A 24,606-nucleotide genomic window follows, 5' to 3' on the forward strand; every position below is an offset into this window, starting at 1 on the left:
CTGCGACGAATAGCGGAAAGCGTATGAAAGGGCTTCAAGAAAGGGCCTCGTAAAAACGTAAAAGGTGCGGGTAGGCAAAGGAGATGTACCGGCCATGCTCGCGAAGCGTCCGGCGCACTACGATATCGGAAAGACTGCTTGAAGCAATCTTGCCGGTCGCAGCGGCTGCAAGGAACGCGGGGACCGCGATTCCCTCGAACTCGGCCACGCTGTGGTTGTCGAACTCGACCGGAAGGCGGATCGAGGACTGCGACAGAAGTTCCAGCACCGGATTGCGTCCGACCTTCCGATCCGCCGCCTCGTCATCGTAGAGGTGCTGGTCGCGGACGTACTCCATCAGCACGATGTCCAATGCGGGCTGCAACTGCGCGCGAGTGGCGTCCAACACCGCGGTCAGTGCAGGTTCGATCGAGAGGAGAGCAATGCGCAAGCTCTGAAAGTGGCCGGCAAGTAGCTCGACAAGCTTTTCCGGCGGTAGGGATACGAACGACAGCGCCCGCTCGAACTCATCTCTCTCGGAAACGAGCGTGTCCCGCCAGGCCTTCGAAGGGAGTGCGAGCCAGAGGAAGGGCAACTGATCCTGCAGGCCCCATATCGCTTGTCTCTGCGCATCGTCTTTAGCCTTGAACAGCAGACGTAGCAACGATTGCGGCCGGCGGGCCATGACTTTGAGAACGTCGAAGGCTGCGGCAGGAAGACCATTCAGGTTGCTGGCGAGGTCGAGTAGATATTTTACGTCTTCAGCCGCCAGCGTCCCAGCCTCGAACTCGGCGAGTGCTTCGGTAAAGGCTGTAGTCCTCGACTTAGTGTCGGGCGAGAACAGGGCCGTTCGGAGGACAGAGCCGTTCGCCTCGCTCGCGGGAAGGATCACTAGAAGCGGTCTCGACACGACGTCCGGGCCATCCCGGACGTAGATAAGGCACGGACCCTCGCAGAAATGAGGAAGCGCGAACGTTCCATCTCCATGGGAGTTCAGCGCGTGCTCTTCGGTCGGCCGCAGGATCATACGCACGACAGGGTCCGACGGCAGCGTCCGGTCAAGGACGACGAGTCCGTCGCGGTAGCGAAGAGAGGGGTATCGATATCGCTTCAATCTGATCGACGTTCTAGCGTCTCCGATAAAGTCCATGTCGAGGACGGCGTCCTGATCGCTGATACGCGCCATCAGTTCTTCGACGACCGGCTTCAAGACGGATAGCGGTATTTCTCCAGTGAAGCTGAATTGAAGGGAACTCGATCGTTCATTCCGAGGAGTGAGCGTGAGCGTGGCCTTCGAAGAAGACTCTGCAATTGCTCCTCTAAGGACGGTCACATCGATCTCCTGGCCAGGCTGGACGATCTCGCCGTCGCTGGAAATGACAGAGGCCAACCGGCTCTTTATCGGCACGGACACCTTAAACGGCTGGCCTTCCGGAGCACGAAGAACTGCCTCGACCCGATACCGGGGACGCCCGGCGAACGAGAGGCGGTATTCCCCATCGCGCACGTTTCGAGCCGCGATGTCGCCAGATCCCAGTCCGATGCTCCATCCGTCAAAGTTCTCTTGGATGATCTGTGCTTCGGTAGCACTGGTCATCCTGCCATGCAGCCGCGCGCCGACTGGCACGATCGCGATACGCCTTCGCTCAAGCTGTATGTCAGCGATCGGATCGCGCCAGGAAATGTCGAAGACGCCGAGGCGCGATAATCGACGCTCCTTGACTGGCGTCCATGATCCGCCTGGCTGACGGATCAGGACTTCATTTGGACGGATCTGGCGCACGCCGGTCTGCGAACTGATCTCGATCGTGACCAACCCTTCGAATATCTCGATCTCGTCAGCAGGCTGAAGCAGGGAGGTGTCTGCAGCCGATAGCGCGAGACTTTCTTGCCGTTCGTCCTTGCCGGCCTCTATCCTGTACCGCTCGCCGATCGATGCATCAGGCTTTTGGAAGTAGGTGGTGCCAGTGACGACGTGGACGACGGTCTTGCCTGCTGCCGGCCAGGTCTCTGCAACAGCAGTTCCTTCCTCCGTGGTTGCGATCCAGTCCGCTGGTGCGAGCACGTAGACTGTCGGCGCGGGCAGGCTCGCGGACCCCGTCTTGGCGAGGCGAAGTCTCCTCGGCGCGGTCTGGTCGCCCGAACCGTCTGCGACGAATGCCATGATTTTCGCTACGACAGGCGAACCACCGGGCCATGCGAAGGACTGAACTTCCGATCCGCACGAAAGATTGACGACGACGCCTTGGTTGAACTCAAATCCTACGAGCACTCTGTCAAGCGGCGTCGTCGGGCGCACGCGCCATGTCTTCTCAAATTCGGTGGGCGGCTCGAAGAGCGCCACCTGGCTTGGAAGGAAGTCAGCCAGCTTGCCAGACGGACCCGCCTTCCATCGTCCTTTTGAGGAAACGCAGGGGAGCTTGCCGGCGGGAATGTCGCCGCGCGCCTTCAGCAGCAGCGCAGGGCGCCATACGTCCCCGTCGAGAACAAGATAGCGTTCGGCACCGACCCCGCTCCCTGCCGTTCCAGCTTCCGCCTTCTCGACCAGCAGACCGCCCAAAAGCCGACGCGCGATCTGTTCGTCATTCGTGGGGATGAATATGGGTAGCGTGGACTTCCATTCGGGGCTCTGCGCGTCGAGGAAGGCTACAGGATCGACTCCTGCGGGCGCGGTCTCCACCGTTCGACGCCAGTCGACCAACGTCAGTACGAGCTCCGTGCAGAGGTCGACGAATCCTTCCTGCCTGTAGGACTTGCGGACCATCCAGGACATGTCATGGGCGAATCCTTTGACGTGATCCGCGTTGGCGTCCATTAGCGAGAAACGCATGATGTTTCGAAGATAGTCCGAGAGCCAGCTTGACCCGCCGTCTGCGATTACATGTGCCGAAATTCCACCTTCCACAGCAAGCGAAAGCAGGAATTCTCGACCGCCGTCGAATCTTAGGAGAGGGCGCTTCCAGTACTTCAGGCCTTGTTCCGAGAGGTGTCGTCGGACGTCGTGAGGGACGTTGGTCAAGACATCCAGGTTAAGGGCGTCCCATTTCAGGAACAAGGTCGTGGACTCACGACGGAACCACTCGGCACAGAAGACGACGAACAGTGCCGCTGCAGATCCATCCTCGCGTAAGATTCTCGCCTTCGAAGTGCGCAGCAGCTCCTGCGCTTCGAGGTATTCGGTGTCAGTCATCCTGTAGCGGTGAAGCTGCCGGCCGTCGGGTGCTTTGAGCGCTCTCTTAAATAGATAGGTGGAGAGCCAGCGGACCACAGGATCGCTCGGTTTCGAAACTGGCATAGTCTTGCGAAGCTTCCTCAGCTCAGCAACGACCTGCCAGTGGAGTTCGAGAGCGGCGTCGGTCTCACGGGCCTTCAATACTTCGCTGATTTCCGCTAGGCGGCTCAGGTTACCCCGACTTCTCTCAAACTCGGCACGTAACGCTTGATCTGTATATTGCCACAGGCGCATCGTTCCCCCATCCGCCACCGAATCCTACCGAGCAATTGTTATTACAAGTTGAATCCTTGAGGCGATTCCTCGCCCTACACGCTATGCTTCATCAATGATGACAGCAACTCCTGCCGGCAGAAAATGAATGGGAGCAGGGGTTTTCGATCGGGGCTGGAAACGAGGGCGTGATTGGAATCACGCCTGAGCGAGATTGAACTGTCGCAGCCGTACTCCGCCGTTTGATGCTTGGGCGGTGCTCCGTTTCCCTTGAGCATCCACGCCGACCTGAAGGTGGGCAGGAGCAGTCTGATGTTTCATGCTCCGTGCACGCTATCGAGGGTGGATCGAGATCCACCCAGGGTCCTGTTGTGGTCGTAAATTCGCATGGGGAGATGGGCTTTCGGCATCCACATCCGACCCAGCTAGATCTCAGCCGAAACAGGAATGGCCGGAAACACGTGGATGTAGTCGGCATCTGGATGGTGGCTGGTGATGATCTCAAAAACCTTTCGGACCTACCGCAGTGACACGATCATCGTCGACGGGAGCGCTCACGCCCAACTTGAGGAGGTGCGCGATAACTACTTCGCGATCAGGGCTGATCAGAATGGCAGCAACGAGACGTGAGGAACATCGCACGTCCCCGATGTTGAATCGGGAGGGGCTTGCGTAAGGTTGGAGGAATACGTTCGCGCCGGTCTTCGCAATCGGTCAATTGGTCACAACAACCTTTGCGGTTGTATCATGTCCCGAATCATCGACGTGACCTGAGATGCCAACCCTTCCCACAGTGGAAATGAAGCTCATAGACAGCATCTTCGGGATGTATGGCGGTTACGTGCTCGATTTCAGCAACAGCAGATTCGACACCTCCTTCAGCCAGGACATCGGCGTAGATATCAACGACGAAATTTATGCCACGCATGGCGGTTCGAAAGGGAAGAGGTTCAGGCGCTTCTTGGAGGTCGCTCAGACAGCCGACCCGACTCGCGGGCGCGCCTGAGTGCGGTGATCGAGAGGCTTGGAGGCCGCCCGCTCAAGACGTTCGATGCGGGCGTGACTGCTTCCGTGAAGCCAACCTCAACGACTTGATCTCGATGGACCACGCAGCGCAGGCGCGGGGCTATGCGTTTGAACGATTTCTGAAGGACTGGTTCGATGCGTGGGGTTTGGAAGCTAGGGGTTCCTTCAGACTAAGGGGAGAGCAGATCGATGGCAGCTTTACCATCGATCCTCGACATACCTGGTTGAGGCCAAGTGGCGGAATGCGCAGAGCGATGCTTCGGTACTGAGGTCCTTTCAGGATAAGGTCGGCGATCGCTTGGAGGGTACAAGAGGCGTTTTCATTTCATACTCTGGTTTTACCCCGGATGGCCTGGCGGCGTTCACCGCAAGGCGGGTGATCATGATGGACGGTCTCGATATCCATGATGTCCTAAGCCGTCGCCTGTCGCTCGATGAGGTCATCGCTGCGAAGGTACGCAGGGCGAGTGAGGAGCGGAAACCGTTCATACGGGTCCGCGAGTTCTTCCCATGAGAGACCGGGGAGGCGAAGGGCGAGGGACGAGAGTTAGGAACCAGAAGGCGGTCACGCTGACTACGACCGAGGCAGTTGCACGGATCGACAAGATGGTGCCGATCCTTTACCGCAACGTAGTCAACGCCATCCGCATCGAGGCGACACTTGAGGTTGGCAATGACATACTCGGCACAATGGACGAGATAAGAGCGCGATCATTGCTCCGCGAGGGTAGAGGAAATGACTGAAAGACACTTCCGGCGTTACACGAATTTGGCTGCCACGCTGCACATCCTCCGCAACCGATGTCTCACGTTGTTGAGTCCAGAAACGTGGGACGACCAGAACGATGCCTTCTTTATGTCCGAGTACAAGAGACTGAAGGACCTGAAGAGTCTTCTGGCGCTCTGCCTCGCAGTCAGAGAGGAAACGTATCATCACTGGCGTGTCTTTTCCCACGGGGCCGATGGTGTTTGTATCGAGTTCGACGCCGAGAAATTGCGAGCGGCATTCGACGCGGCCGGCGTCCAGCACCAATACGTTGAGTATGAGTACTTGCGGAACGTATCCAGAATGAGCGACGTGGTCGTAGATCGGCTGCCGTTTATGAAGCGCTGGCCCTATGGTGACGAAAGCGAATATCGCGCAGTTTACAGTGCCAAGGAACTCGAGAAAGAAACTTACGACGTTCCTGTCGCACTCGACGCAATCGTCCGGATCACGCTTAGTCCCTGGCTCGCACCATGCTTGGTACACGCAGTCAGGGAGTCTCTGAGATCTATTCAGGGATGTAGTCGCTTGAAAGTCTCAAGGTCCACCTTAATCGACAACCCTCAATGGAAGAAGCTGACGGGGCGTGTCGCAGTGCCCGTGGCCCCCTGATATAATTGGGATTCTCAGTAGTATTCCCGAATGTACACATATGCGCGCTCGAACAGATCTGCGTCTTGATGTAGCTTATACCGAAATAGAGTCTGCCTGAGCGCTTTCTTTACTTCGCGCTCTCCGGCGTGCGTCGCCTGCCAGCCATCGAATCTAACTGCACGCACAATCTCGTCGATGTCGTCCACGACCCGCTTGACCATGACGGGCGTGTCGCCGTTCCGCGCCTCTTCGAACAACTCCGTGAGGGCCGCCTTGCCGCGATCGATGTCCTCTTCCTCGGGCGATTCGCGTTCGGTCTTCACCACGTCCTTCGCCAGCGACAGAAGCTCCTTCAGGAAGTCTATCGACAGGAGCAGACCCTGCTGGTGCCGGTTTCTCAGATCTTCGAGACGCTCGCCCAAAGCTTTGAACTTTGGGTTTCCCGCATGCTTCCGCAGTCGACCCGCCAGCTTGATCGAGATTTCCTTGGCCTTTTTCTCGGGGTCCGGGTTGCCGAGAACGGCCTCTAGCAGATCGGCATCCAGGACTAGGGTGTCGAGATCATCGCGAACGGCGTCCACATGGACGTTTTCATGGATCAGCTCAATCGTCTTCGCACCCAATCGGTGCCAGAGGAGCCTTCCGGTTCCGGTCGAAGGTTTCAAGGATTCGTAGACCTGCACCAGCCAGCGATAGTCGGTCTCATACTGCGTCAGCACCGGATCCGGAGACAGCGCCTCCCAAATCCGTGCCAGAACGCTGAAATCGGCTGCGAAGGCATCGCGCAGGTCGTTGTTCGGGATGCATTCCTGCGCGGCGATCAGGCCCTCATACCCTGCGAGACTGCGGTCCACATCCGCGAAGTAGGCGAGGCATTTCTGGAGCGCGGTCGGGAGAGCATTGATCAGTTCGGCGATATTCGACACCGCCTTCTTCATCCCCTCTTCATCGAACTGCAGGGCTTGCGCGACGTCATCGAATATACCGAGGTAATCGACAATCAGGCCATGCGTCTTCTGTTCGCCGTACGGGCGATTCGTTCTGCAGATTGCCTGTAAAAGCGTGTGGTCGCGTAGCGGCTTGTCCAAGTACATCGTCTGGAGAATTGGTGCGTCGAAGCCGGTAAGCAGCTTCGACGTCACAATGATGATCTTCAGCGGATCCTTCGGATCCCGGAAACGGTCGAGCAGCTTTTCTTCTGCATCTCGGTCGCGCTTATAAGGTGCATACTCCGGTTCGCCGCTGTTCACGGACATCACGATGTCCGACACTTCTGGCGGCAGGAGTCGGTCAAGTTCCTGTTTGTAGAGCAGGCAGCTTTCCCGGTCGAAAGTCACCACCTGCGCGCCGAAACCATTCGGAGCGACTCTCTCCTGGAAGTGCTTGGCGATGTCACTGCATATAGCGCGGATGCGCTCGGGCGATTTTACCAAGATAGACATCTTGGCCGCGGCCTTGCCCAACCGATCCTTGTCGTCGTCGGTCAGGCCTTGCGTCAGTTCCGCATAGGCGTCCTCGATGGCCTGCTGGTCGATGTGCAGGTTCACCAGACGCGGCTCGAAATGGAGCTCTTTTGTCGCGCCGTCACGGATCGAGTCGTTGAGGCCATAGCGGCTCATGTAGCCGCCTTCGTCCGTATCGGCGCCAAAGGCGTAGAAGGTGTTCTTGTCGGCGCGGTTGATCGGGGTGCCGGTCAGGCCAAACAGGAACGCGTTCGGCAGCGCCTCGCGCATCTTGCGGCCCAGATCGCCTTCCTGCGTGCGATGCGCCTCGTCCACCAGTACGATGATGTTGTCGCGGTCGTTCAGCACTCCATCCGCCTCGGCGAACTTGTGGATCGTGGTGATCACCACCTTCCGCGCGTCCTTGCCCAGCAGATAGGCCAGTTCCTTGCGGCTTTCCGTGCGCACCATGTTGGGCATGTCGGCAGCATAGAAAGTGCCGGAGATTTGGCTGTCGAGGTCGATCCGGTCGACCACGATCAGCACCGTTGGATTCTTCAGCGCCGGGTGCAGCCGCAGCTTGCGCGCGGCGAACAGCATCAGAAGCGACTTGCCCGACCCCTGGAAGTGCCAGATCAGCCCCTTGCGTGGCTGACCCGCCACCACCCGCGCGACGATCTTGTTGACACCGTCCACCTGCTGATAGCGGGCGATGATCTTGATGCGGTGCTTGCCCTTCTGCGTGGCGAAGGCCGTGAAGCTGTCGAGCATGTCGAGCACCATCGCTGGTCGCAGCATCGAGGTGGCGGCCTTTTCTACCGCACCCATCGTTTGAGGCCCGTCGCCGTCACGCCAAGGGCCCCACATGTCCACAGGCATCCGGACCGAGCCGTAGCGGAACTCCTTGCCCTCGGTCGCCACCGAAAAGACGTTGGGCACGAACAGCTCCGGCACGTTGCGTTCGTAATCGTCATGCACCTGCAATGCGGCGTCGAGCCAACTTTGGCTGGACCGCACCGGCGTCTTGGCCTCGATCAGCACCAGCGGAATGCCGTTGACCAGTAGAACCAGATCGGCGCGCTTTTCGGTCTTGCCGGCGCGGATGACGAACTGCTGGGTGACGACGAAGCTGTTCTTCTCGATATCCTCGAAATCGATCAGGCGGATGGTGACGTGTTCGCCATTCGCGCCGAAGGGCATTGAGCGTTCACCCAGCAGCCAGGCCGCAAATTCCTCGTTCGCCTTCACCAGCCCGTCCGATCGCGCGCCCATGACGATGGCGCGAAGCCGGTAGAGCACGTCATCGGCCCGGCCGGGGTTGGCGGCGATGTTGGGGTTCAGACGGATCAACGCGTCGCGCAGATAGGATTCGGCTAGCACCTCTTGTGGCTGGCGGGGAAGGTCAGCGGGGGCGACGTAATGCCAGCCGAGGCCTGCGATCCTGCCGCCCGCGCGAGCGAGGCCGACTGCGAACTCTCGGGGACGTGAGTTCGGCGAACCTGCCAGGATATCGCGCAGATGCGCTTCAACGGTATTCCCTTCATTGAAGCTGGCGATACGACGAGCGCGCTCGTCCGGGTATGATGCGCTGTCCGCACCCGGTTCGATCCCAGACAATTTTATAGACCCCAACAGCGCCTGTAACTCAGATTGAGTCTCCGCCGAATGTAGCAGCCGGCCGGCTCCATCAGCGGGAACCGCAACAGTCAGAAGAACGCTGCCCTGTTTCACGGACACAGTAAGCACATCCTTCGGCGAAGCGTCGATAACTGCCGCGATCGCGACAAGAATGCGCTCCTTATCCTTCTCGTAGTCGTCCTTGGTGGTGTCTAGCTTCAGGGTTACGAGCTGTTTCGGACCGAAGTCAGATGGAATGCCCTTGTATCGGGCCACCCATGGTTTCCTCTTGTAAAGTTCCAGCGTCTTCGTATCCCACTTCTGGTCATGGGAAAGCTTGTGGCAGACGCTGCACAGCACGACAAGATTCTCGAATGAATGGTCCTTTGTGGCAGACCACGGGACGATGTGCGCTTTCTCGAGCGATACCGTTTCGCCGCACGCGCAGCAACGATGCCCACATTCAATCATGAGGTCACGTTGAGTGTCGGCAGGGATTGATGGGCGGTTCGACATTAAATCTTCCCCATGCGACCGGAGATCGCCGCCGGCAGACCTACTAAGAGATAACTCCCTCGGGCGTGTCTAAAGCCAACGATCCTGCCGGCCGTGCGGACGAGGCCGGGATCGAACTGCGCCGGGCGGGCCGAGGCCGCGCCCGCGAGGAGATGGTGCAGATGGGCTTCGATGGTGTTGGACTCAGTGAACGCGCTCATTCGGCCACCTGAGAAATAATGCGTGACATAATTCGCTGGGCGTCAAGCAACCTGGCCCGAGCGGAAGTCGCCGCACTACTAATCGTAGTCAGCCTCTTGGAAATTGCGTGTTGTTCATCAATAGAAGCAACGGGGATCGGCAGTTTCCGAAGAGCTTCCAAGCTAATTTCGGCGAATGTCGAGCCCTTTGCACGAGACGAATACTCGTGCTTGACCAAGGGGGATCGCAGCGCCCATTGAACATACTCGGTAGAGTTTTCCTCGCTTACTGAAATTCGCGCTGTGCCTTGCGTCAGATTTGCACCGTCGAGGCAAGGAGGAACGATATGCGTCAGCCCGACAGGGCCTCTCAGCGCGATGACCAGATCACCCGCTCTCACCATCGACCGCCGATACTTGTGCGCAATTTCCGGGCTTGTGCGAAGCATCCCTTCAAGTGAGAGTTGTTCCACATCTGTCATGTCGGAGACGCGGATATAGGGGGTTCCGGCCGGGATATCTGGCCCCGCTTGAACAATTCCGTAGGTGATTAGGTTGTGGCACCAGTCCGCCAGTGGCCGCGGCTTTGAACCCTTACGAAACGCATCGGCAAGCGCCGCCTCAATAAGGACTTCGCCAGCAGCAACAAGTCGCTTGAGTTCGTCGGTCGTTGCCTGAACTGCGGTAAGCGTTTCCACCAACCGCGCCTGCTGCTGGATTGGCGGCAGCAAGAACTCCTCGGCTGCCAGCGCCTTCCAGTTGATGGTGGGCGACAGCGATCCGACCGAGATGCTCAAAGCCCGTTCCATGAACAGGTCGCTCTGCATGAAGAAGGGCAGAAACTCGAATAGCACCGCTCCGGGCTTGGCCCGCAGCACCATGGCATGCGCCGAACAGATCCCCTCGAAATCCGCCACCGCCACCTTGCGCTGGTAGACCCGTCGCTTGCCGAAGATGATGTCGCCCGGTTGGAATCGCAGCTTGGTCGATTCCACATCCGTAGGTTCGCCCCAGCGGCGGATGCGCAGGCTGTCGGGATCGAGGTGTTCCAGCCCGACATAGCGTTCCACCCCGGCCTCGGCAGGGTTGTCGACTCGGTCGTTGATCTGGGTGGCGATCTGGTCGAACCGCACGCGCGTCCAACACGCCTTGGAAATCGGCCGCTCAAGCATCGGCATCCTCCGAAGGCGTCAGGCCATCGAGCATATCCACCAGCGCGTCCATACCCGACCAGAAGTCGCGCCCTTCCTCGTCAAACGCCTCCCATGTCGCCGCCAGCGAGGCACCTCCCGCAGCCGCAGCCGCCCTGGGCCGCTTCACATGGCGGGCAATCGACAGGTTGCCGTCGGCCGCCAGCACATCGGCCACATCAGCCACCGCGGCAAAGCCGGGATCGTCGGTGAATTCGTGATAGGCCGACAGGATGCGCGCCTGATGTTCGGGGCGCAGAAAGCTCTGCGCCCGTTCGCGCGCAATCTCGGCTACTGCGTCGATGAACAGGATGCGCCCTTTACGCGCTGCGGGCTTGCGCGACCGGCAGATCACCACGCAGGCTTCCATCGGCGAGTTGTAGAATAAACCTGGCCCCAGCCCCAGCACGCATTCAACCCTGTCGGATTCGACCAACCTGCTCCGCATCTCGGCCTCTTCGTTGCGGAACAGCACGCCATGCGGGAACAGGATCGCGCAGCGCCCGGTCTTCGGGTCCATCGAGGACAAGATGTGCTGGAAGAAGGCGTAGTCCGCCCGCCCCTGCGGCGGGGTGCCAAGAAAGTTGCGGACCCACTGATCCTGCTCCCACGCGCCGCGATTCCATTTCTTAATGGAATAGGGCGGGTTGGCGAGCACGACATCGAAGGTGCGCAGGCGGTCGCCCTGCACGAAGGCGGGCGTGGCCAGCGTGTTGTCGCTGGCGATGTGGAAATCGTCCACGCCATGGATGACCAGGTTCATCCGCGCAATGGCCGCGGTGATGGTGATCAGCTCCTGCCCGTATAGGCCGGTGGTGCGGATATCACCGCCGCGCCGCTTCACCTCGGCCAGGCAGGAAATCAGCATGCCGCCGGTGCCACAGGTCGGGTCATAGATGCTTTCGCCCGGCTGGGGTTCCAGCATCTGCGCCATCAGATGCACGAGGGTGCGGTTGGTGTAGAATTCCTGCGCAGTGTGGCCGCTGTCGTCGGCGAATTTCTTGATCAGGTATTCGTAGCCGTTGCCAAGCTCATCCTCCGGCACGGCGGCCAGCGTGAGGTTGTGCTTGGAGAAATGCTCGATCAGGTTCTTCAGCGTGTTGTCGGGCATCTGGGCCTTGTCGGTCCAGTTGGCATTGCCGAAAACACCCTGCAGGCGTTCGGGGTTCGCGGCCTCGATGGCAAGGAAGGCCGACAGCAGCGCCCGCCCCACATCACGCGGCGCGGCGCGTACGTCGTTCCAATGCGCGCCTTCCGGTATGATGAAACGGTCGTTGGCTGTGTCGGTCGCATAGCCTGTGTCACCTGTCTCCGTGAGAGCATGCTGGTAATCCTCATCCCAGACGTCGGACAGGCGTTTGAAGAACATCAGCGGGAAGATGTACTGCTTGTAGTCGCTGGCATCGATGAGCCCGCGAAGAAGTGTCGCCGCGCCCCAGAGATAGCTTTCCAGTTCGCGTTGGGTCAGTCCACTCATTGCAGCCACCCCCCATTGAGGAGGACCTTACGCAGATGGTCCTCGGCGGCCCGGGCATCTGCCAGCGCAGTCTTGAAGGCTTCTACTGCTTCTGGCAGCGACGGGATGTCCTGACCGATGGGCGGCAAGACGTAGCGCGAGATATTCAACGTCCAGCCTTCCTTCTTGATCTCGTCGAGCATGGCGACCTTGGCACGATCCTCGACATCCTCGAAGGCGCGGTACCAGGAGACAATCTGGTCGCTGTGCTCATCATCGAGGAAGTTCTGGGCCCGGCCTTTGCGGAAGAGGTTAGAGGCGTCAATGATCAAGACTTTGTTTTTTCGCTCCGGTGGCTTTTGCCGGCGCAGGATAACGACGCATCCGGCCAACTGTGTGCCGTAGAACAGGTTCGGCGCGAGCCCGATAACAGCCTCAACCATATCTTTTTCAAGCAGAGCCTGCCGGATGGAACCTTCGGCCGACTTCCGGAATAGCGCGCCCTGTGGCAGAACCACTGCCATGCGGCTGTTTCCTGTGAGCGCCATGGAAGCGATCATGTGCTGGACGAATGCATAATCGCCATAGCTCTCGGGTGGGATTCCATACATAGCGCGGCCCCACGGGTCGGCCTCCCAGAGATCGCGACCCCATTCCTTGAGTGAGAACGGAGGGTTTGCAATGACGCAGTCGAAGGTGGCAAGGCCGCCCGTGCTGGAATCGGTGAAGGCCGGATTCCGCAGGGTGTCCTCTCGGGCTACCTGGAAATCTTCAATCCCGTGAAGGACAAGGTTCATCCGCGCGATCGCGGAGGTGGTGAGGTTCTTTTCTTGTCCGTAGATCTTCCCATAAAATCTGCGGGCATCGCCGCCTTTGCGGACTACGTGGTCGATAGCTCCGAGCAGCATGCCGCCGGTACCGCAGGCGGGATCGTAAATGCTCTCACCTTCCTTAGGATCGAGGATCTCGACCATCATCCGCACAACACTTCTCGGCGTATAGAACTCGCCGGCCTTGTTGCGCCGCGTGACGTCAGCGAATTTTCCCACGAGGTATTCATAAGCATCGCCGAGAGCGTCGGTGCTGACCGCCTGGTTGCCGAGCTGGATCTCTGAAAACCCTTCAAACAGGTCCTTCAGTAGCTCATCACTGAACTTCTCTTTGTTGCCCCAGTCGGCGGAGCCAAAAACACGAAAGAGGGTGTCTGGATTGGCGCGCTCAATCTCTTGCATAGCCTTCTGCAGAGCCGCACCAACGTTTGACGCCAAGCTCCGCACATCATTCCAATGACTGCCGTCCGGAAGCACGAAACGGTGGGCCTCCGGGAATTGAGAGGGATCGACGTCGCCGTAGATTTCCTTGGCTTCGGACGTTTCCTCGTCCCAGACATCGGAGATGCGCTTGAAGAAAAGGAGAGGAAGGATGTAACCCTTCCAATCGGTGCGATCGACGGCGGATCCACGCAGTACATTCGCCGCTTCCCAAAGAGCAGATTTCAGTTCTTGCGCGCTCAACTCTTGATGCTCATTTCGTTTCCCGTACAAGCAATAATGTTTCGGATTTGTAGGCCAGGCGGAGCGTGTTTCCTAGATGCCCAACGCCTGAATTCCTGCGAATAATTCAGTCAGCGCATTAACCATCCACACTGCTGCTGCTCTGCACAGATTTCCCGTTGTTGTGTCCCGCAATCGAAAGTTTTCATGTCAGGAAGCCACTACTTTATCGTTATTCCTCTTGCGGGCGATGGGGAATCACCGAGACGGATTTTGAAATGGACTGAAACCGGTCAGGACAGGGCTTGATCAGCTCGGCATGTAGAGCCACGCCCGCACCGTTGCGTACATTAATGCTGTTCAGGAACTGCACTCTGGTAAATGCCGATGCCCAACGCCGCTTTGGCGACGTCGCTCGATGTGCCGAGTTCGCACATCTCCTCAAGAATGGTGCGCCGGATCGATCGCAATCTCAACCGGTCCGACAAAGACATTCCGCTGAATGAACCGCAATACTTATAGACTTGTTTCACGAGGGTGTAGCGACGGTCAGGGTCGTTGGATGGTCGATGATCTGCGAATACCGGCCCATGCGGCTGTCTGCCCAGTGCAGAGAAAACTGAAATGGTCCAGTCGGATTGTGGGATAGTTCTTCGAACTTGCTGGAACGGTGGGGAAAGCCCGGCACATCGCGCCTATCACGCATCCCGCCAAAGCACGCAGATTTCTCGACTTGAATTGCATTCGACCGTCCGGACAGTTTCAATCGGGGCGCCCCACAAAGCGTGATATTTGAGTGCCGGTCACGGACGCCGGGAGGCTTTGGTCGCTCGCCGTTCCGGCATCGGGCCATCGATCCACTAAGTGGCTCGCCTTGCGGAAGCTTTGGAGAGCGGAGTCCTATAATTGTTGACAATTTTGTAGAAGTGCCGCCTGTTCACCGCATGGATTCGATGTCGGAAATCATGCGAGTCCTTCGGGCCGCCCGCGCGCTCGTCGGACTCAGCCAGGCGGAACTGGCCGAACTCTCCGGAGTCAGCCGGCAGATCGTCGTGAGAATCGAGAATGGCGAGAACAACGTCCTCGTCGACGCGGTCGAGAAGGTGCGCCGCGCCCTGGAGCAGAAAGGGGCGGCGTTCACGGACGCGACGCCTCAGCACGGCCCGGGCGTCGCTCTCGCCAGGCCGGGCGGCGCTGCTGACACGGAGACAACAGCGGACTAGGGGGTGGTCCGGCGCCCGGTCCCCGTTCCGGTTGGAAGCGGCTGGGAATTGCCGACTCAAATCAGACTTTCGGTTCGCACCTGCTGGTCAAATTTTCAAATTGAGACTGGGCAGCCCGTAGGTACTTCAAAGCCTTGGCAGGCTAATCGTAGTCGTCCGCGCTCAGGAGCTCTACTTGTCCGGGTTCCCGGAAGGGCGCTTCTTCAGCGTCTCCCTGCGTTTTCCCTGGGACACGAACTTGCGCCCGACCTTGGCCGGTTTGAAGCCCGCCCTTGACAGCGCCTCGCCAAACGTATCGTTGTCGTCCGGCGTTTCTCCGAGCGGCCCAACGTCGTCGGCCTTGGTCGTCTCGTCCTTACCACGGCGTGGCATGCCAGACTCCATTTCAAACAGTCGCCACCAAGTGGCGATCCTGCGCAGGTATTTCCGCCAAGGCGTGGGCTCCAATTAGAGATGGCCCTGTGTCAGCGCCTCCGGTCTTCGGGAAGTTCATTGTAGTCGCCTTGCGCGCTCGCGCGCATCCCGCAATCCCTCGACGAGATGTTCCAGCCTCCGGAGCGAACCACCCATCCAGACGCTCGCCAAGGCGTCCAGCTCGAATCCTTCAAGCGGAGTCGCCCAGCGCGGATCGTGACCCGCCTCGATGTACAGGCGCTCCAGGATTCGCGAGGCGAAGAGGGGCAACTGGTCAGCTCCCGGATCGGGAAAACGGAGGATTCGGCACCTGTCCCGCAAAGCCGCCGGAATAGGCTCCAGCGAGTTTGCCGTCATCAGCCAGGACACATGCGACAGATCGCAATGGGCCTGAATGTAGGGATCATGCCAGCGGCGCGAGGTCTCAGGTTCGAACAGTCCGATCAACACGTCGTGCACGTTGCCATTGTGGCGGCTGGTGCCGATCTTCTCGATCTCGTCGAGAATGACCACTGGGCCCGCGCATTCGTGACGACGCACGACCATAATCGCAAGGCTAGGTTCGCCCGACGACCACCTCCGGGCGGTTCCACCAATGGCGCTGTCGTTCAAGCCTCCACAAGAGATGAGCTCGTAGGGCGCGCCGAGTTCCTCTGTCAATCGCCTTGCGAACCGCGTCTTGCCACTTCCGGGTGCTCCGAGAAGGATGGCCGGCCCTAGGTGGACCTTTGGTCGGCCGCTGAGGCCCGTGAGCAGATCGTCGACGACCGGCAGCGCATGGGGAAATTCCGCGATCAGTCGCGAACGGATCCCGGTCAGTTCAGGCATGCCGGGCAGCGGCAAAGAACGCTGCTTGAACTTCGCGAATTCATTCGCCACCCGCTTCCCATCGGCCGTCGCTTCATTTCCGATGCCACTGATTACTACCACTCCGTCGGTAGGTTGCGTTTGGTGTTCCCGTGACTCTTCTTCCCAGGTTGCTATCGCAAGATCTTCGGGCGATGAATCCTGGGGCTCCGGCTTGTCGGCCGTTGATGACGTGATCACATTTCTAAAGTGCAATTCGTAGTTCCGGACTTCCGCCTCGAACCACTTCGCAGACCTCTGAACAGAGAGGCCTGCTCGTCGGCGCCAGTCGAGTACACGGGATTGTGCCGCCCAACCAAGCGAACGCCAAAGCAGGTCGCGGCTCCCCGCAGGAGATAGATCCCCAGAAGCGAGATGGGCAATTTCACCGGCGATCAGGGCCGTCGCTTGGCCGTCGCCAAAAACGGCCCGATAGAATCTGCACCGCAGGCGACACTCATCGACTGGTAAGCCTTGTGTATCTTCGATGAGATCGAGAGCAGCCTCCACGGCAAGCACGCTGTCCTCACTCGGCTCCACGGCTAACTCATCCAGGCTGATGGCGAGGAGTTCGAGTCCAGTCCGTTTGCGCTTCTTAACGCGCCCGGACAGTCGGCTGGAATATTCGCGTATGTCTTCAGCCAAGTCTTCGCGGAAGAACGCCATCCCTCGGAGGAGTTCCTCGGCGGTCGGCAAATGCAACCCAGCAACTGCCGCCTTCTGCCGGCGTTGAAAGTGACGGTCTGACGATGGCGGCTTTTCTGTCACAGGACACCCCCCTGAACCTTGGTCGAGTACTGCGGCGAGGCAGCCGCGGCGCCGCATGGATCTGTCGTTGTGGCGGGAAGTCCGATCGCGAGGATGGCGCTCGCCTCCGGAGACGCGTCGCCGGTGGCGGAACCTATCGCAACAGAGGACTTTCGATTGTCCCGCTTCATGCGCTTCTAATTCCGGCCGGATGCCCGAGACGGTACCAACGGTTGAGCGTACGCGCGATGCCGACCTCTGTGTCCGTGAACATCATCTGACTGGTGGTGATTTCTCGACCGTCGCCCAGGGCCGGGTGGCCAAAGACGTAGCCAGAGAGACAAGCCGTTCTAAGTGAGTACATTTGATGGGTTTCGAGGACGGGAGCGGTGGCGAAGGACAGAATCCTGGTCAATCCAGCCTCAATCGAGCGTAAATCGGCGGAAAGTATCTGCGCATCTTCCGCGCTCAAGTAGGTGAACTTCATCGGAATAAACCTCTTCGGGCGATTTGTGGCAGGGAGCTGCGAAGGATTGGCGATCAGTCGGGATGGTGATGGTCGTTGTTGATTGGGCTAGGAACAGCGCAGGCAACTGCCAGATCTTTCGAAACTGCCCGGCGCCGAGCCTTCCCAGCGAAGACTTCTTCCGCATTGTCAGATCTCCCCGTCCACGCTCCATCGACGCAGCGAGTCCTCGGCCAGTGGCGAAGGATGACCGATCCGGTACCAGCGCTGAGATGAGCGTGCGATTCCTTGCTCAAGTGAGAAGAGGTGGAGGGGGGAGGTGAAGCTCATCGAACTGCGCTGCGCGTGATGCCCGCCGCTATCGCCGGGATAAGTGATGAATCCCACGAGCGTAGGCACGATGAACTTCTCGATGAACCACTGTTCGACGACCGGCGTGTGGCTGGCGTCAAGCTGGGGGAGGGATCTGCTGCCGATCACGCCGCGCAGGTCCGCCGCCAGATGCTCGACGGCATTGGCATGGCGTGCGATCGACGCCCATGAGGAATTCGCCCGGTTCTCACCGATTCTAAGCATCGTGCGCACCCTCGTCAGCGTGTTGGATGGCGGTTGAAATCTCGAGTCGCGAGTGCGGATGGTCGGCGGCGGCGCGGCATTTGTGGTGCGGTGGCGCGACGAGGATGGCCGTTCCCCTCCGGATCCACCCTCCGAGCAGCAGGGTTGGCGGACGGCGGAATGTCCTTCGCATTCCCCAATGTGCCGGAAACGCGATGGGGGACCGCGAAGACGCGCGGAGCCCAGAGTTATGCAGTCGGTTGCGCATGTCAGTTCCTTTCCCCGTGGGGCCGGCCCAGGCGGTACCAGCGGTTCAACGTGCGGGCCAAGCCCTGTGCGGTGTCGATATGGAACACCTGGGTCGAGAAGCAGCGATGCCCGTCGGCGATGCGCGGGTGTCCGGTGACGATGCCGGTCAGCGCCGCTGCGGGCTGGGGGACGAGAGCGTACTCGTCGAGGAATGGCGCATCGGCCAGCATGCCGGGATCGAATCCTTCGGAAACGGCCCGTCGGATGTCGTCTGTGAGGCGGAAGAGCGTGTCCGCGCCGGCGAATGTGTAATGCATGAGGTCTGTCCTGGTCAGTTGGATTCTGGATGCTGTGTGTCGTCGGAGTGGGCGGACGCGCCGGAACGCGCAATCAAGTCCGACGGAGGACGGGCCGCGCGGAGCTTGCCGGGCTGGCCGGTCCAATTCCGCCGCACGGACGCGCCACGGTCGCAAAGATTTTCCCCGCCTGGCGGCAGGCTCCCTGCGTCGCTGCAGATCGACCCGCCCGGGCGGGGTGCTTCGGGCCACCGCCTGGAAGGCGACATGTCCGGCCGACGCCTGCAGAGAGCATTTCCGGGGTGAGCGGCGATGCCCGCGGGGTGGGAGCCCGGAGCTTTGGAACAACTCGATGCGGATGCGTCAAATCCAATCATACCGGCGTGCTCCATGGCGAAACGATCGAATCACGATCAAAATAATCATGACATGAGCAACATGCTCACTATGTGCACCATTGTCAACATACGTTGCTGCGTTGCGTCCTTCGCGCCGCACGAACAGTGGGTGCGCCGGCGCGAGCAGCACGGGGCATCCCAGGTGTTCGAGACCCGTGAAGAGGTCGTTGGCGAACGCCATGGCACTCTTCTGAGCGCCTGCCTCGACATCGTCACGTCGCGGGTCAGTCTCGTCGTCGGCCTGATGTAGCCCAGCGCGTCGACGCGCCCGGCCGACAGGAGTGCTGGCAGGCCGTTGGCGACCAGCGGGTGGACCTCCCTCGGGAGCGGGCGCCGACCGCCCGGGACAGCCGACAAAAAAGTATTCCGGCAGCGAGCCGCTGTTCTGCCTCAGTCCCCACGACCAGCCGCTCAGCATTCCCCACAGCCATCCGCTCGGCACCCCCTTCGACCAGCCGGACGGCGTCGTGGAGGCGCGTGTCGTCGGGCAGCGGCGGCAGTCGCGGGTGCCCGCCGGCCGCCCGTTTCGCCCCGTATTCGCGGATGTCTTCGGCTTAGTGATCGCGGAAGGACCCCTCCCTCGAAGCATTCCTCGGCCGTCGGCAGCTCTGCGCTCACAGTAGCGAAACGCGTCAAAAATGCCTTGGCAAGAGGCGGATTACCTGGTTGGTTCATCTGTACTTGGAGAAGGGCGTCAGGATTTTTTGGCGCATCGCATGATTTCAATCACTTAGCTGCGTCAACTTAGTTTTGGCCCATCACTTCGGCCGCCGAACCCGGTGGCGAAAGTGCCAGGAATCGGCCTGCCAATCGGCCGCAACTGCTCCGAAAAATTTGAAAGTCTTTCCTTGTCGAACCCTGGAATAGACGGCTAGCGGTCGGCCGCCGGACGACGCACAATCCGAAGGCTGTGCACAAGGGCATTCGCGTCGTCTCAAGGGGGCGGACGATCGCCCGCCCGGCACGGACCGGAAATGGTCCGTGATGCGATCGCACCGGATAATTCGGGGATGATCGAAATGCACTGGTCGGGTACTGGAGGAGACTGTGGCCCGATCTCTGTCGTTCGGCTGCGTCGTGGCGACGCCGCCAAGGGAGGAAATATGTTTGAACGACTATTCAAGTTAAACGAGCATGGGACGTCCGTGCGCACTGAGGTGATCGCCGGCGTCACGACATTCCTGACGATGTCCTACATCATCTTCGTCAACCCCGACATTCTGTCGTCCACGGGCATGGATAGGGATGCCGTCTTCGTCGCGACCTGTATTGCCGCGGCGCTCGGCTCGGCCGTCATGGCGCTCGTCGCCAACTGGCCGATCGGCATGGCGCCAGGCATGGGCCTCAACGCCTTCTTTGCGTTTACCGTCGTCGCAGCCCTCGGCTTTACCTGGCAGCAGGCGCTGGGTGCCGTGTTCATCTCGGGCATGATCTTCCTGATCCTGACGGTAACAGGGGTCAGAAGCTGGTTGATCGCCGGTATCCCGCATTCGCTCAGAAGCGCGATTGCGACCGGTATCGGTCTTTTCCTCGGCATCATCGCGCTGAAGAATGCCGGCATCGTCGTCGACAATCCGGCGACGCTGGTCGGTCTCGGCGACCTGAAGCAGACCGGACCGCTGCTGGCGATCCTTGGCTTCTTCGTCATTGCAGTGCTCGATTCGCTCAAGGTCCGCGGCTCGATCCTGATCGGCATCCTCGTCGTCACCATTCTGTCGATGCTACTGGGGGTGAGTGAGTTCAAGGGCATTGTTTCCGCGCCGCCGAGCATCGCGCCCACCTTCATGCAGCTCGATATCATGGGCGCGCTCCATGGCGGCTTGCTCCACGTGATCCTCGTCTTCGTGCTCGTCGAAGTCTTCGATGCCACGGGTACGCTGATCGGTGTGGCCAAGCGCGCCAAGCTGGTGGAAGAAGGAAAGCCAAGCCGCCTCGGCCGGGCGCTTCTGGCCGACAGCACCGCCATCGTTGCCGGCTCGCTGATTGGCACCAGCAGCACCACCGCCTATGTCGAAAGCGCCTCCGGCGTCCAGGCAGGCGGCCGCACGGGCCTGACGGCGCTGACCGTCAGCGTGCTCTTCCTTGCCGCCCTGTTCTTCTCGCCGCTGGCAGCGGCCGTTCCGTCCTATGCGACGGCACCGGCTCTGCTCTATGTTGCCGGCCTGATGATGCGCGAACTGACGGAAGTTGACTGGGACGACCTGACGGAAGCGGCGCCTGCCGCACTCACGGCACTGGCCATGCCCTTCACCTACTCGATCGCCAACGGCCTTGCCTTCGGCTTCGTGAGCTATGTCGTGCTCAAAGTGTTCACCGGCAAGTGGAGCGTCATCCATCCGGCAACGCAGCTGGTCGCAGCGCTCTTCATCGTGCGCTTCGCCTTCTTCGCCGAATAGGAAAAAGGCCGGGGCAGACAACGCCCCGGCCTCACATAACTTCCCCCGCGAAGCTGGCCGGACTGCAGGCGTTTCCTGCGGCTCCGGTCTTTTTGCGTTTGGCGGTGGTTGGTGGCGCGAGCGCTCCTCTATCAGTATTGCCCGGCCGGCAGATGCACCACGAGGCCGTCAAGCGCGTCGGAAACAGTGATCTGACAGCTGAGCCGGCTTCTTTCGTCCGGATTGACGACGCAATCCAGCATATCCTGCTCCTGATAGTCGGGCGATGGCAGCCGGCCGGCCCATGTCCCGTCGATATAGCAGTGGCAAGTGCCGCAAGCGCAGGAACCGCCGCATTCGGCGGCGATGGCATCTATGCCGTTCTGCACGGCTGCCGACATCACCGACTGGCCGATTTCGGCCTCAACCTCGGTCGATTTCCCCTCGGCATCCACAAAGACAATTCTGGGCATTGCATGGTCTCCACTCAAATCTGAAATCGTGCGAATTGCTTCGCGCTGGAGGGCGCATCTGTTGGCGTTCAGGCCGGCTTGATGGCGATCTGCAGCCGCTTGGGGCCGCGCACCGAAAGGCCTCGCTTGTATTCGGGCTCTTCGTCGACAAGCTCGATCGTCGGGAAGCGCCGCAGCAAGGTGCTGAAGATGATGTCCATGTCGAGCCGGGCGAGATGGTTGCCGAGACAGAAATGCACGCCACCGCCAAAGGCCAGATGCCTGTTGGGGGTGCGACCGATGTCGAACGCATCGGCGTTTTCGAACTGCTTGGGATCGCGGTTGGCAGCGCCATAAAGCACTCCGAACTTCGTGCCGCGCGCGAAAGTCCGCCCGCCGATTTCCACGTCCTCGATGCAGTGGCGATGGAAGAACGGCAGCGGTGACTCGTAGCGGAACATCTCCTGCACGGCCGTCTGGATCAATGCAGGGTCCTTTCGCAGCCGCGCCATCTGTTCGGGAAACCGCAGCAGCGCATGCATGCCGCTTCCAAGCACGTCGATGGTCGATCCATGGCCGGCCATCAGGATCAGCATGCAGGTCGAGATGAACTCGTCTGAATTCATCGCGCCGGCACGTTCCGCCTCGATCAGGACCGAGATGAGATCGTCCTTGGGGTTTCGCTCGCGCTCGTGTTTCAGAGCCGTCAGGTATTCGTAGAATTCGGTGGTGTTGGTCTCGGCGATGCGCTTGCGTTCATCCGACCGGTCGACGTCGAAAAACTGGACGATGTTCTCCGACCAGATGCGCAACTGGGGACAGTCTTCGTCCGGAACGCCGAGCAGTCGGCCGATGATGTGACCGGGCACGTGGGCGGCGAGATCATCGACGAAATCGATCTGGCCGCGATCGGCGAGGCTGTCGATCAGCCTGTCGACATAGGCCTGGATCTGATCGCGTAGCTTGGCAATCATCGCCGGCGTGAACAGTTTGAAGACCTGTCTGCGCAGCCGGTCGTGTACGGCGCCATCGCTGTCGAGCAGGCTAAACTGCACAAAGCGGGAGTGATGCGGCATGTCGTGCCAGTTGGCGGCGCGCTGGATCCTGGCGATTTCCTCTGATGTCGCGATGTCCTCGAGCGAGCGAACCATACGCTTGTCCATGACGATTGCCGAGACATCCTCGAAGCGCGAGGCCAGCCAGATGTCGAAGTCCTCGAAATAATGCAGACCGTCCTTGTCGCGCAGCGCCTTGTAGGTCGGATAGGGATCGCGCGCGAAATCGGGGGACAAGGGAGTAAACGCGACCTCCACCTGGCTCTCCGTCGATAAGGTCTCTGCCATTTGCCGCACTCCCTGCAAAAACTGCATGATAGCGTCATCAGGCAGTACTGGGAAATGTAACAATCTCGCGAGATAATGGACAAAACTCGCATCGCCATGCAGTGTGTCGCGCATGTTGGCTGAGCGCGAAGAGATCTATTTTCACACACCGGCACGTTTTGCAGGCGCGTTCCCCTACAAGGCGCTGGTTGCCGGCGCGCGGGTGGCGTTGCCGGAGGAGCCGCCGATACGCAAGCGCTTCCATCAGCACGTGCTCGTTCACACCACCTCGGGGCGGGGGCTGATCGAGGTGCGCGGGCAGCGGTTCGTCGCCGAGGAGGGCCTGTCGGTCTGGCTCGACACGTCGCAGGCCTATGAACACCGCTGCGCGCCCGACGCCCGTGAATGGCGATATCTCTGGATGGGTGTCGAGGGACATGGGTTGGACGAGGTCTATGCCTTCCTCAATGTGCAGCAGTCGCCGTTGTTCGAGCCGTCGGATCGCGAGGCGGCCCGCGTCGCGTTCCAGGCCGTCATCGGCTATCTCGACGATCGCTCGTCGGCAACGGATGCGCTGGTCAGTGCGGCGATTGCCGGCCTGATCGCCAACCTGAGTGCGCCGCGATTGGTGGGTGCTGCCGCACCCGACGATTCTGCCTCACGCGATCGCATAACCAGTGTGCTTGCCGCAGTCCGAAAAGACCTTGCCAAAGCCTGGACGATCGATGAGCTTGCGGTCCTCGCGCATCTCAGCCCATCGCAACTGTTTCGGAGATTCAAGGACACCATCGGTACGACGCCGATGGACTGGCTGCGCCATGAGCGCATCAACCAGGCAAAACGTCTGCTGGTCGAGCCGGAGGCGAAGGTTTCGGCAGTCGCGGCGCACTGCGGCTATCCCGATCCCTATCATTTCTCCCGCGATTTTCGCCGTTTGACCGGCTACACCCCGACGAGATTCAGGCGCGACGGCGGGTACTAGGGCTCGTGAACGAAAGGATGACGGGACCCACTCCGGTAGAGCGGGTCCGTCCTCTGGTGTCAAACCCGCCGTTAACGCAGCAGGAATGGTTGCTCGAAGAAATGCTCCTCGAGATTGACGCCTTCGCCGCCGCGGTCGACCACGGCAAAGTCCGAGACGTCTTCCAACGGCGTCAGGATGCCGTGCCAGACATTGCGGGCGATATTGACGCCTTGGCCGGGCGCGGTCCGGAACGCGATCGGTTCGCTCGGACCTTCAGCCGTCTCCTCCGAAACGACAACCAGGAACGGATTGTCGGTCAGGGGAATGAAGGCCTGACTGCCGAGCGGATGCCGTTCGACCATGGTTAGCTTCAACGGCAGCGGATAGGGCTCGCCGCGCACGAGGCTGATCATCGGCCGGGCCTTATCGCCCGTGGTTTCGATCTTGGCGAGATCATGGTAGCGGGTGCATTTTCCACCGTTGATGGGAAAGCTGTGGGCGTTTTCAGTCTCGATCACGTCGCCGAATGGCGCGAATGCCTCGCGTGTCAGCGGCTTTATCTCGATCTCCTTCATGTGACGCTCCTCCGTCCTATG

General features: G+C 60.1%; 22 protein-coding genes. 8 read left to right on the plus strand and 14 right to left on the minus strand.

From position 1 onward, the window contains the following. Positions 1-34: 34 nt before the first annotated feature. Positions 35-3,445, minus strand: a complete 3,411-nt coding sequence (locus tag IB264_RS16040; RefSeq protein WP_210335627.1) for an STY4851/ECs_5259 family protein — start codon at positions 3,443-3,445, stop codon at positions 35-37. 474 nt (positions 3,446-3,919) lie between these two features. Between IB264_RS16040 and IB264_RS35150 the strand changes: the two genes are divergently transcribed. The 4 genes from IB264_RS35150 to IB264_RS16050 all read left to right on the plus strand — a co-directional run bounded on the left by IB264_RS35150 (position 3,920) and on the right by IB264_RS16050 (position 5,828). Beyond that, the gene (locus tag IB264_RS35150) at positions 3,920-4,054 is read left to right on the plus strand and encodes a hypothetical protein (RefSeq protein ID WP_256435855.1); all 135 of its coding nucleotides are present in this window, start codon (positions 3,920-3,922) and stop codon (positions 4,052-4,054) included. A gap of 145 nt (positions 4,055-4,199) precedes the next feature. Beyond that, entirely contained in the window at positions 4,200-4,430 is a 231-nt protein-coding gene (locus IB264_RS34445; RefSeq protein WP_210335628.1) for a hypothetical protein, read from the plus strand. 240 nt (positions 4,431-4,670) lie between these two features. Next, entirely contained in the window at positions 4,671-4,964 is a 294-nt protein-coding gene (locus IB264_RS34640; protein ID WP_375154971.1) for a hypothetical protein, read from the plus strand. 222 nt (positions 4,965-5,186) lie between these two features. Further along, positions 5,187-5,828 carry a DUF2971 domain-containing protein gene (locus tag IB264_RS16050; protein WP_192433788.1) on the plus strand — a complete coding sequence of 214 codons (642 nt, stop codon included), beginning with the start codon at positions 5,187-5,189 and terminating at the stop codon, positions 5,826-5,828. 14 nt (positions 5,829-5,842) lie between these two features. Here IB264_RS16050 and IB264_RS16055 read toward each other — a convergent pair whose 3' ends face one another. From IB264_RS16055 to IB264_RS16075, 5 genes are read right to left on the minus strand one after another with little or no spacing between them, the layout of a single operon-like run. Further along, positions 5,843-9,385 (minus strand): HsdR family type I site-specific deoxyribonuclease, encoded by a 3,543-nt coding sequence (locus tag IB264_RS16055; RefSeq protein WP_192433790.1) that lies wholly within the window; start codon positions 9,383-9,385, stop codon positions 5,843-5,845. Continuing rightward, positions 9,385-9,585 carry a hypothetical protein gene (locus tag IB264_RS16060; RefSeq protein WP_192433792.1) on the minus strand — a complete coding sequence of 67 codons (201 nt, stop codon included), beginning with the start codon at positions 9,583-9,585 and terminating at the stop codon, positions 9,385-9,387. Before IB264_RS16060 ends, IB264_RS16055 begins: the two co-directional genes overlap by 1 nt. Further along, positions 9,582-10,736 carry a restriction endonuclease subunit S gene (locus tag IB264_RS16065; protein ID WP_192433794.1) on the minus strand — a complete coding sequence of 385 codons (1,155 nt, stop codon included), beginning with the start codon at positions 10,734-10,736 and terminating at the stop codon, positions 9,582-9,584. The genes IB264_RS16060 and IB264_RS16065 overlap by 4 nt, the downstream gene beginning before the upstream one ends. Continuing rightward, positions 10,729-12,231: a class I SAM-dependent DNA methyltransferase gene (locus IB264_RS16070; RefSeq protein WP_192433796.1), complete on the minus strand. Its 1,503-nt coding sequence runs from the start codon at positions 12,229-12,231 to the stop codon at positions 10,729-10,731. Before IB264_RS16070 ends, IB264_RS16065 begins: the two co-directional genes overlap by 8 nt. Further along, the gene (locus IB264_RS16075; protein ID WP_210335629.1) at positions 12,228-13,724 is read right to left on the minus strand and encodes a class I SAM-dependent DNA methyltransferase; all 1,497 of its coding nucleotides are present in this window, start codon (positions 13,722-13,724) and stop codon (positions 12,228-12,230) included. The genes IB264_RS16070 and IB264_RS16075 overlap by 4 nt, the downstream gene beginning before the upstream one ends. A 923-nt stretch (positions 13,725-14,647) precedes the next feature. On the opposite strand from IB264_RS16075, the gene IB264_RS16080 reads away from it, so the two are divergent. Further along, positions 14,648-14,926, plus strand: coding sequence for a helix-turn-helix transcriptional regulator (locus IB264_RS16080; RefSeq protein WP_192433799.1), 279 nt, complete (start codon positions 14,648-14,650; stop codon positions 14,924-14,926). A 171-nt stretch (positions 14,927-15,097) separates the two neighbouring features. On the opposite strand, the gene IB264_RS16085 is transcribed toward IB264_RS16080, so the two are convergent. The 5 genes from IB264_RS16085 to IB264_RS16105 form a co-directional block, all read right to left on the minus strand. Continuing rightward, positions 15,098-15,298 carry a hypothetical protein gene (locus tag IB264_RS16085; RefSeq protein ID WP_192433801.1) on the minus strand — a complete coding sequence of 67 codons (201 nt, stop codon included), beginning with the start codon at positions 15,296-15,298 and terminating at the stop codon, positions 15,098-15,100. 117 nt (positions 15,299-15,415) lie between these two features. Further along, positions 15,416-16,954: an AAA family ATPase gene (locus IB264_RS35390; protein WP_192433803.1), complete on the minus strand. Its 1,539-nt coding sequence runs from the start codon at positions 16,952-16,954 to the stop codon at positions 15,416-15,418. Positions 16,955-17,120: 166 nt separating this feature from the next. Next, on the minus strand, positions 17,121-17,420 hold the full coding sequence (locus tag IB264_RS16095; protein WP_192433805.1) for a DUF6634 family protein: 300 nt from the start codon (positions 17,418-17,420) through the stop codon (positions 17,121-17,123). Positions 17,421-17,588: 168 nt separating this feature from the next. Then, a complete protein-coding gene (locus IB264_RS16100) occupies positions 17,589-17,975 on the minus strand; it encodes a hypothetical protein (RefSeq protein WP_192433807.1) in 387 nt (128 codons plus the stop codon). A 248-nt stretch (positions 17,976-18,223) separates the two neighbouring features. Then, positions 18,224-18,520, minus strand: coding sequence for a DUF6634 family protein (locus tag IB264_RS16105; protein WP_192433809.1), 297 nt, complete (start codon positions 18,518-18,520; stop codon positions 18,224-18,226). 408 nt (positions 18,521-18,928) lie between these two features. On the opposite strand from IB264_RS16105, the gene IB264_RS16110 reads away from it, so the two are divergent. Continuing rightward, positions 18,929-19,147 carry a hypothetical protein gene (locus tag IB264_RS16110; RefSeq protein ID WP_192433811.1) on the plus strand — a complete coding sequence of 73 codons (219 nt, stop codon included), beginning with the start codon at positions 18,929-18,931 and terminating at the stop codon, positions 19,145-19,147. Positions 19,148-20,000: 853 nt separating this feature from the next. Then, complete coding sequence (locus IB264_RS16115) at positions 20,001-21,293, plus strand: NCS2 family permease (protein ID WP_025428585.1); 1,293 nt, start codon at positions 20,001-20,003, stop codon at positions 21,291-21,293. 131 nt (positions 21,294-21,424) lie between these two features. Here the strand turns inward: IB264_RS16115 and IB264_RS16120 are convergent, their stop codons facing one another. Both IB264_RS16120 and IB264_RS16125 read right to left on the minus strand, forming a co-directional pair. Further along, entirely contained in the window at positions 21,425-21,745 is a 321-nt protein-coding gene (locus IB264_RS16120; RefSeq protein ID WP_025428586.1) for a 2Fe-2S iron-sulfur cluster-binding protein, read from the minus strand. Between the two features lie 68 nt (positions 21,746-21,813). Then, complete coding sequence (locus IB264_RS16125) at positions 21,814-23,067, minus strand: cytochrome P450 (protein WP_057226696.1); 1,254 nt, start codon at positions 23,065-23,067, stop codon at positions 21,814-21,816. A 112-nt stretch (positions 23,068-23,179) separates the two neighbouring features. Here IB264_RS16125 and IB264_RS16130 point away from each other — a divergent pair, with 112 nt between their 5' ends. Beyond that, positions 23,180-24,028 (plus strand): AraC family transcriptional regulator, encoded by an 849-nt coding sequence (locus tag IB264_RS16130; protein ID WP_192433813.1) that lies wholly within the window; start codon positions 23,180-23,182, stop codon positions 24,026-24,028. A gap of 71 nt (positions 24,029-24,099) precedes the next feature. On the opposite strand, the gene IB264_RS16135 is transcribed toward IB264_RS16130, so the two are convergent. Beyond that, entirely contained in the window at positions 24,100-24,585 is a 486-nt protein-coding gene (locus IB264_RS16135) for an ureidoglycolate lyase (protein WP_025428589.1), read from the minus strand. Between the last annotated feature and the right edge of the window lie 21 nt (positions 24,586-24,606).

The sequence above is a fragment of the Ensifer sp. ENS11 genome, from assembly GCF_014851895.1.
GTDB lineage: Bacteria > Pseudomonadota > Alphaproteobacteria > Rhizobiales > Rhizobiaceae > Ensifer > Ensifer canadensis.

What these genes read in the sequence shown, in the direction of transcription:
- IB264_RS16040 (WP_210335627.1), bottom strand. Translation starts at nt 3,445, where the DNA reads ATGCGCCTGTGGCAATATACAGATCAAGCGTTACGTGCCGAGTTTGAG.
- IB264_RS35150 (WP_256435855.1), top strand. Translation starts at nt 3,920, where the DNA reads ATGATCTCAAAAACCTTTCGGACCTACCGCAGTGACACGATCATCGTC.
- IB264_RS34445 (WP_210335628.1), top strand. Translation starts at nt 4,200, where the DNA reads ATGCCAACCCTTCCCACAGTGGAAATGAAGCTCATAGACAGCATCTTC.
- IB264_RS16050 (WP_192433788.1), top strand. Translation starts at nt 5,187, where the DNA reads ATGACTGAAAGACACTTCCGGCGTTACACGAATTTGGCTGCCACGCTG.
- IB264_RS16055 (WP_192433790.1), bottom strand. Translation starts at nt 9,385, where the DNA reads ATGTCGAACCGCCCATCAATCCCTGCCGACACTCAACGTGACCTCATG.
- IB264_RS16060 (WP_192433792.1), bottom strand. Translation starts at nt 9,585, where the DNA reads ATGAGCGCGTTCACTGAGTCCAACACCATCGAAGCCCATCTGCACCAT.
- IB264_RS16065 (WP_192433794.1), bottom strand. Translation starts at nt 10,736, where the DNA reads ATGCTTGAGCGGCCGATTTCCAAGGCGTGTTGGACGCGCGTGCGGTTC.
- IB264_RS16070 (WP_192433796.1), bottom strand. Translation starts at nt 12,231, where the DNA reads ATGAGTGGACTGACCCAACGCGAACTGGAAAGCTATCTCTGGGGCGCG.
- IB264_RS16080 (WP_192433799.1), top strand. Translation starts at nt 14,648, where the DNA reads ATGGATTCGATGTCGGAAATCATGCGAGTCCTTCGGGCCGCCCGCGCG.
- IB264_RS16085 (WP_192433801.1), bottom strand. Translation starts at nt 15,298, where the DNA reads ATGCCACGCCGTGGTAAGGACGAGACGACCAAGGCCGACGACGTTGGG.
- IB264_RS16095 (WP_192433805.1), bottom strand. Translation starts at nt 17,420, where the DNA reads ATGAAGTTCACCTACTTGAGCGCGGAAGATGCGCAGATACTTTCCGCC.
- IB264_RS16100 (WP_192433807.1), bottom strand. Translation starts at nt 17,975, where the DNA reads ATGCTTAGAATCGGTGAGAACCGGGCGAATTCCTCATGGGCGTCGATC.
- IB264_RS16105 (WP_192433809.1), bottom strand. Translation starts at nt 18,520, where the DNA reads ATGCATTACACATTCGCCGGCGCGGACACGCTCTTCCGCCTCACAGAC.
- IB264_RS16110 (WP_192433811.1), top strand. Translation starts at nt 18,929, where the DNA reads ATGAGCAACATGCTCACTATGTGCACCATTGTCAACATACGTTGCTGC.
- IB264_RS16115 (WP_025428585.1), top strand. Translation starts at nt 20,001, where the DNA reads ATGTTTGAACGACTATTCAAGTTAAACGAGCATGGGACGTCCGTGCGC.
- IB264_RS16120 (WP_025428586.1), bottom strand. Translation starts at nt 21,745, where the DNA reads ATGCCCAGAATTGTCTTTGTGGATGCCGAGGGGAAATCGACCGAGGTT.
- IB264_RS16125 (WP_057226696.1), bottom strand. Translation starts at nt 23,067, where the DNA reads ATGGCAGAGACCTTATCGACGGAGAGCCAGGTGGAGGTCGCGTTTACT.
- IB264_RS16130 (WP_192433813.1), top strand. Translation starts at nt 23,180, where the DNA reads ATGTTGGCTGAGCGCGAAGAGATCTATTTTCACACACCGGCACGTTTT.
- IB264_RS16135 (WP_025428589.1), bottom strand. Translation starts at nt 24,585, where the DNA reads ATGAAGGAGATCGAGATAAAGCCGCTGACACGCGAGGCATTCGCGCCA.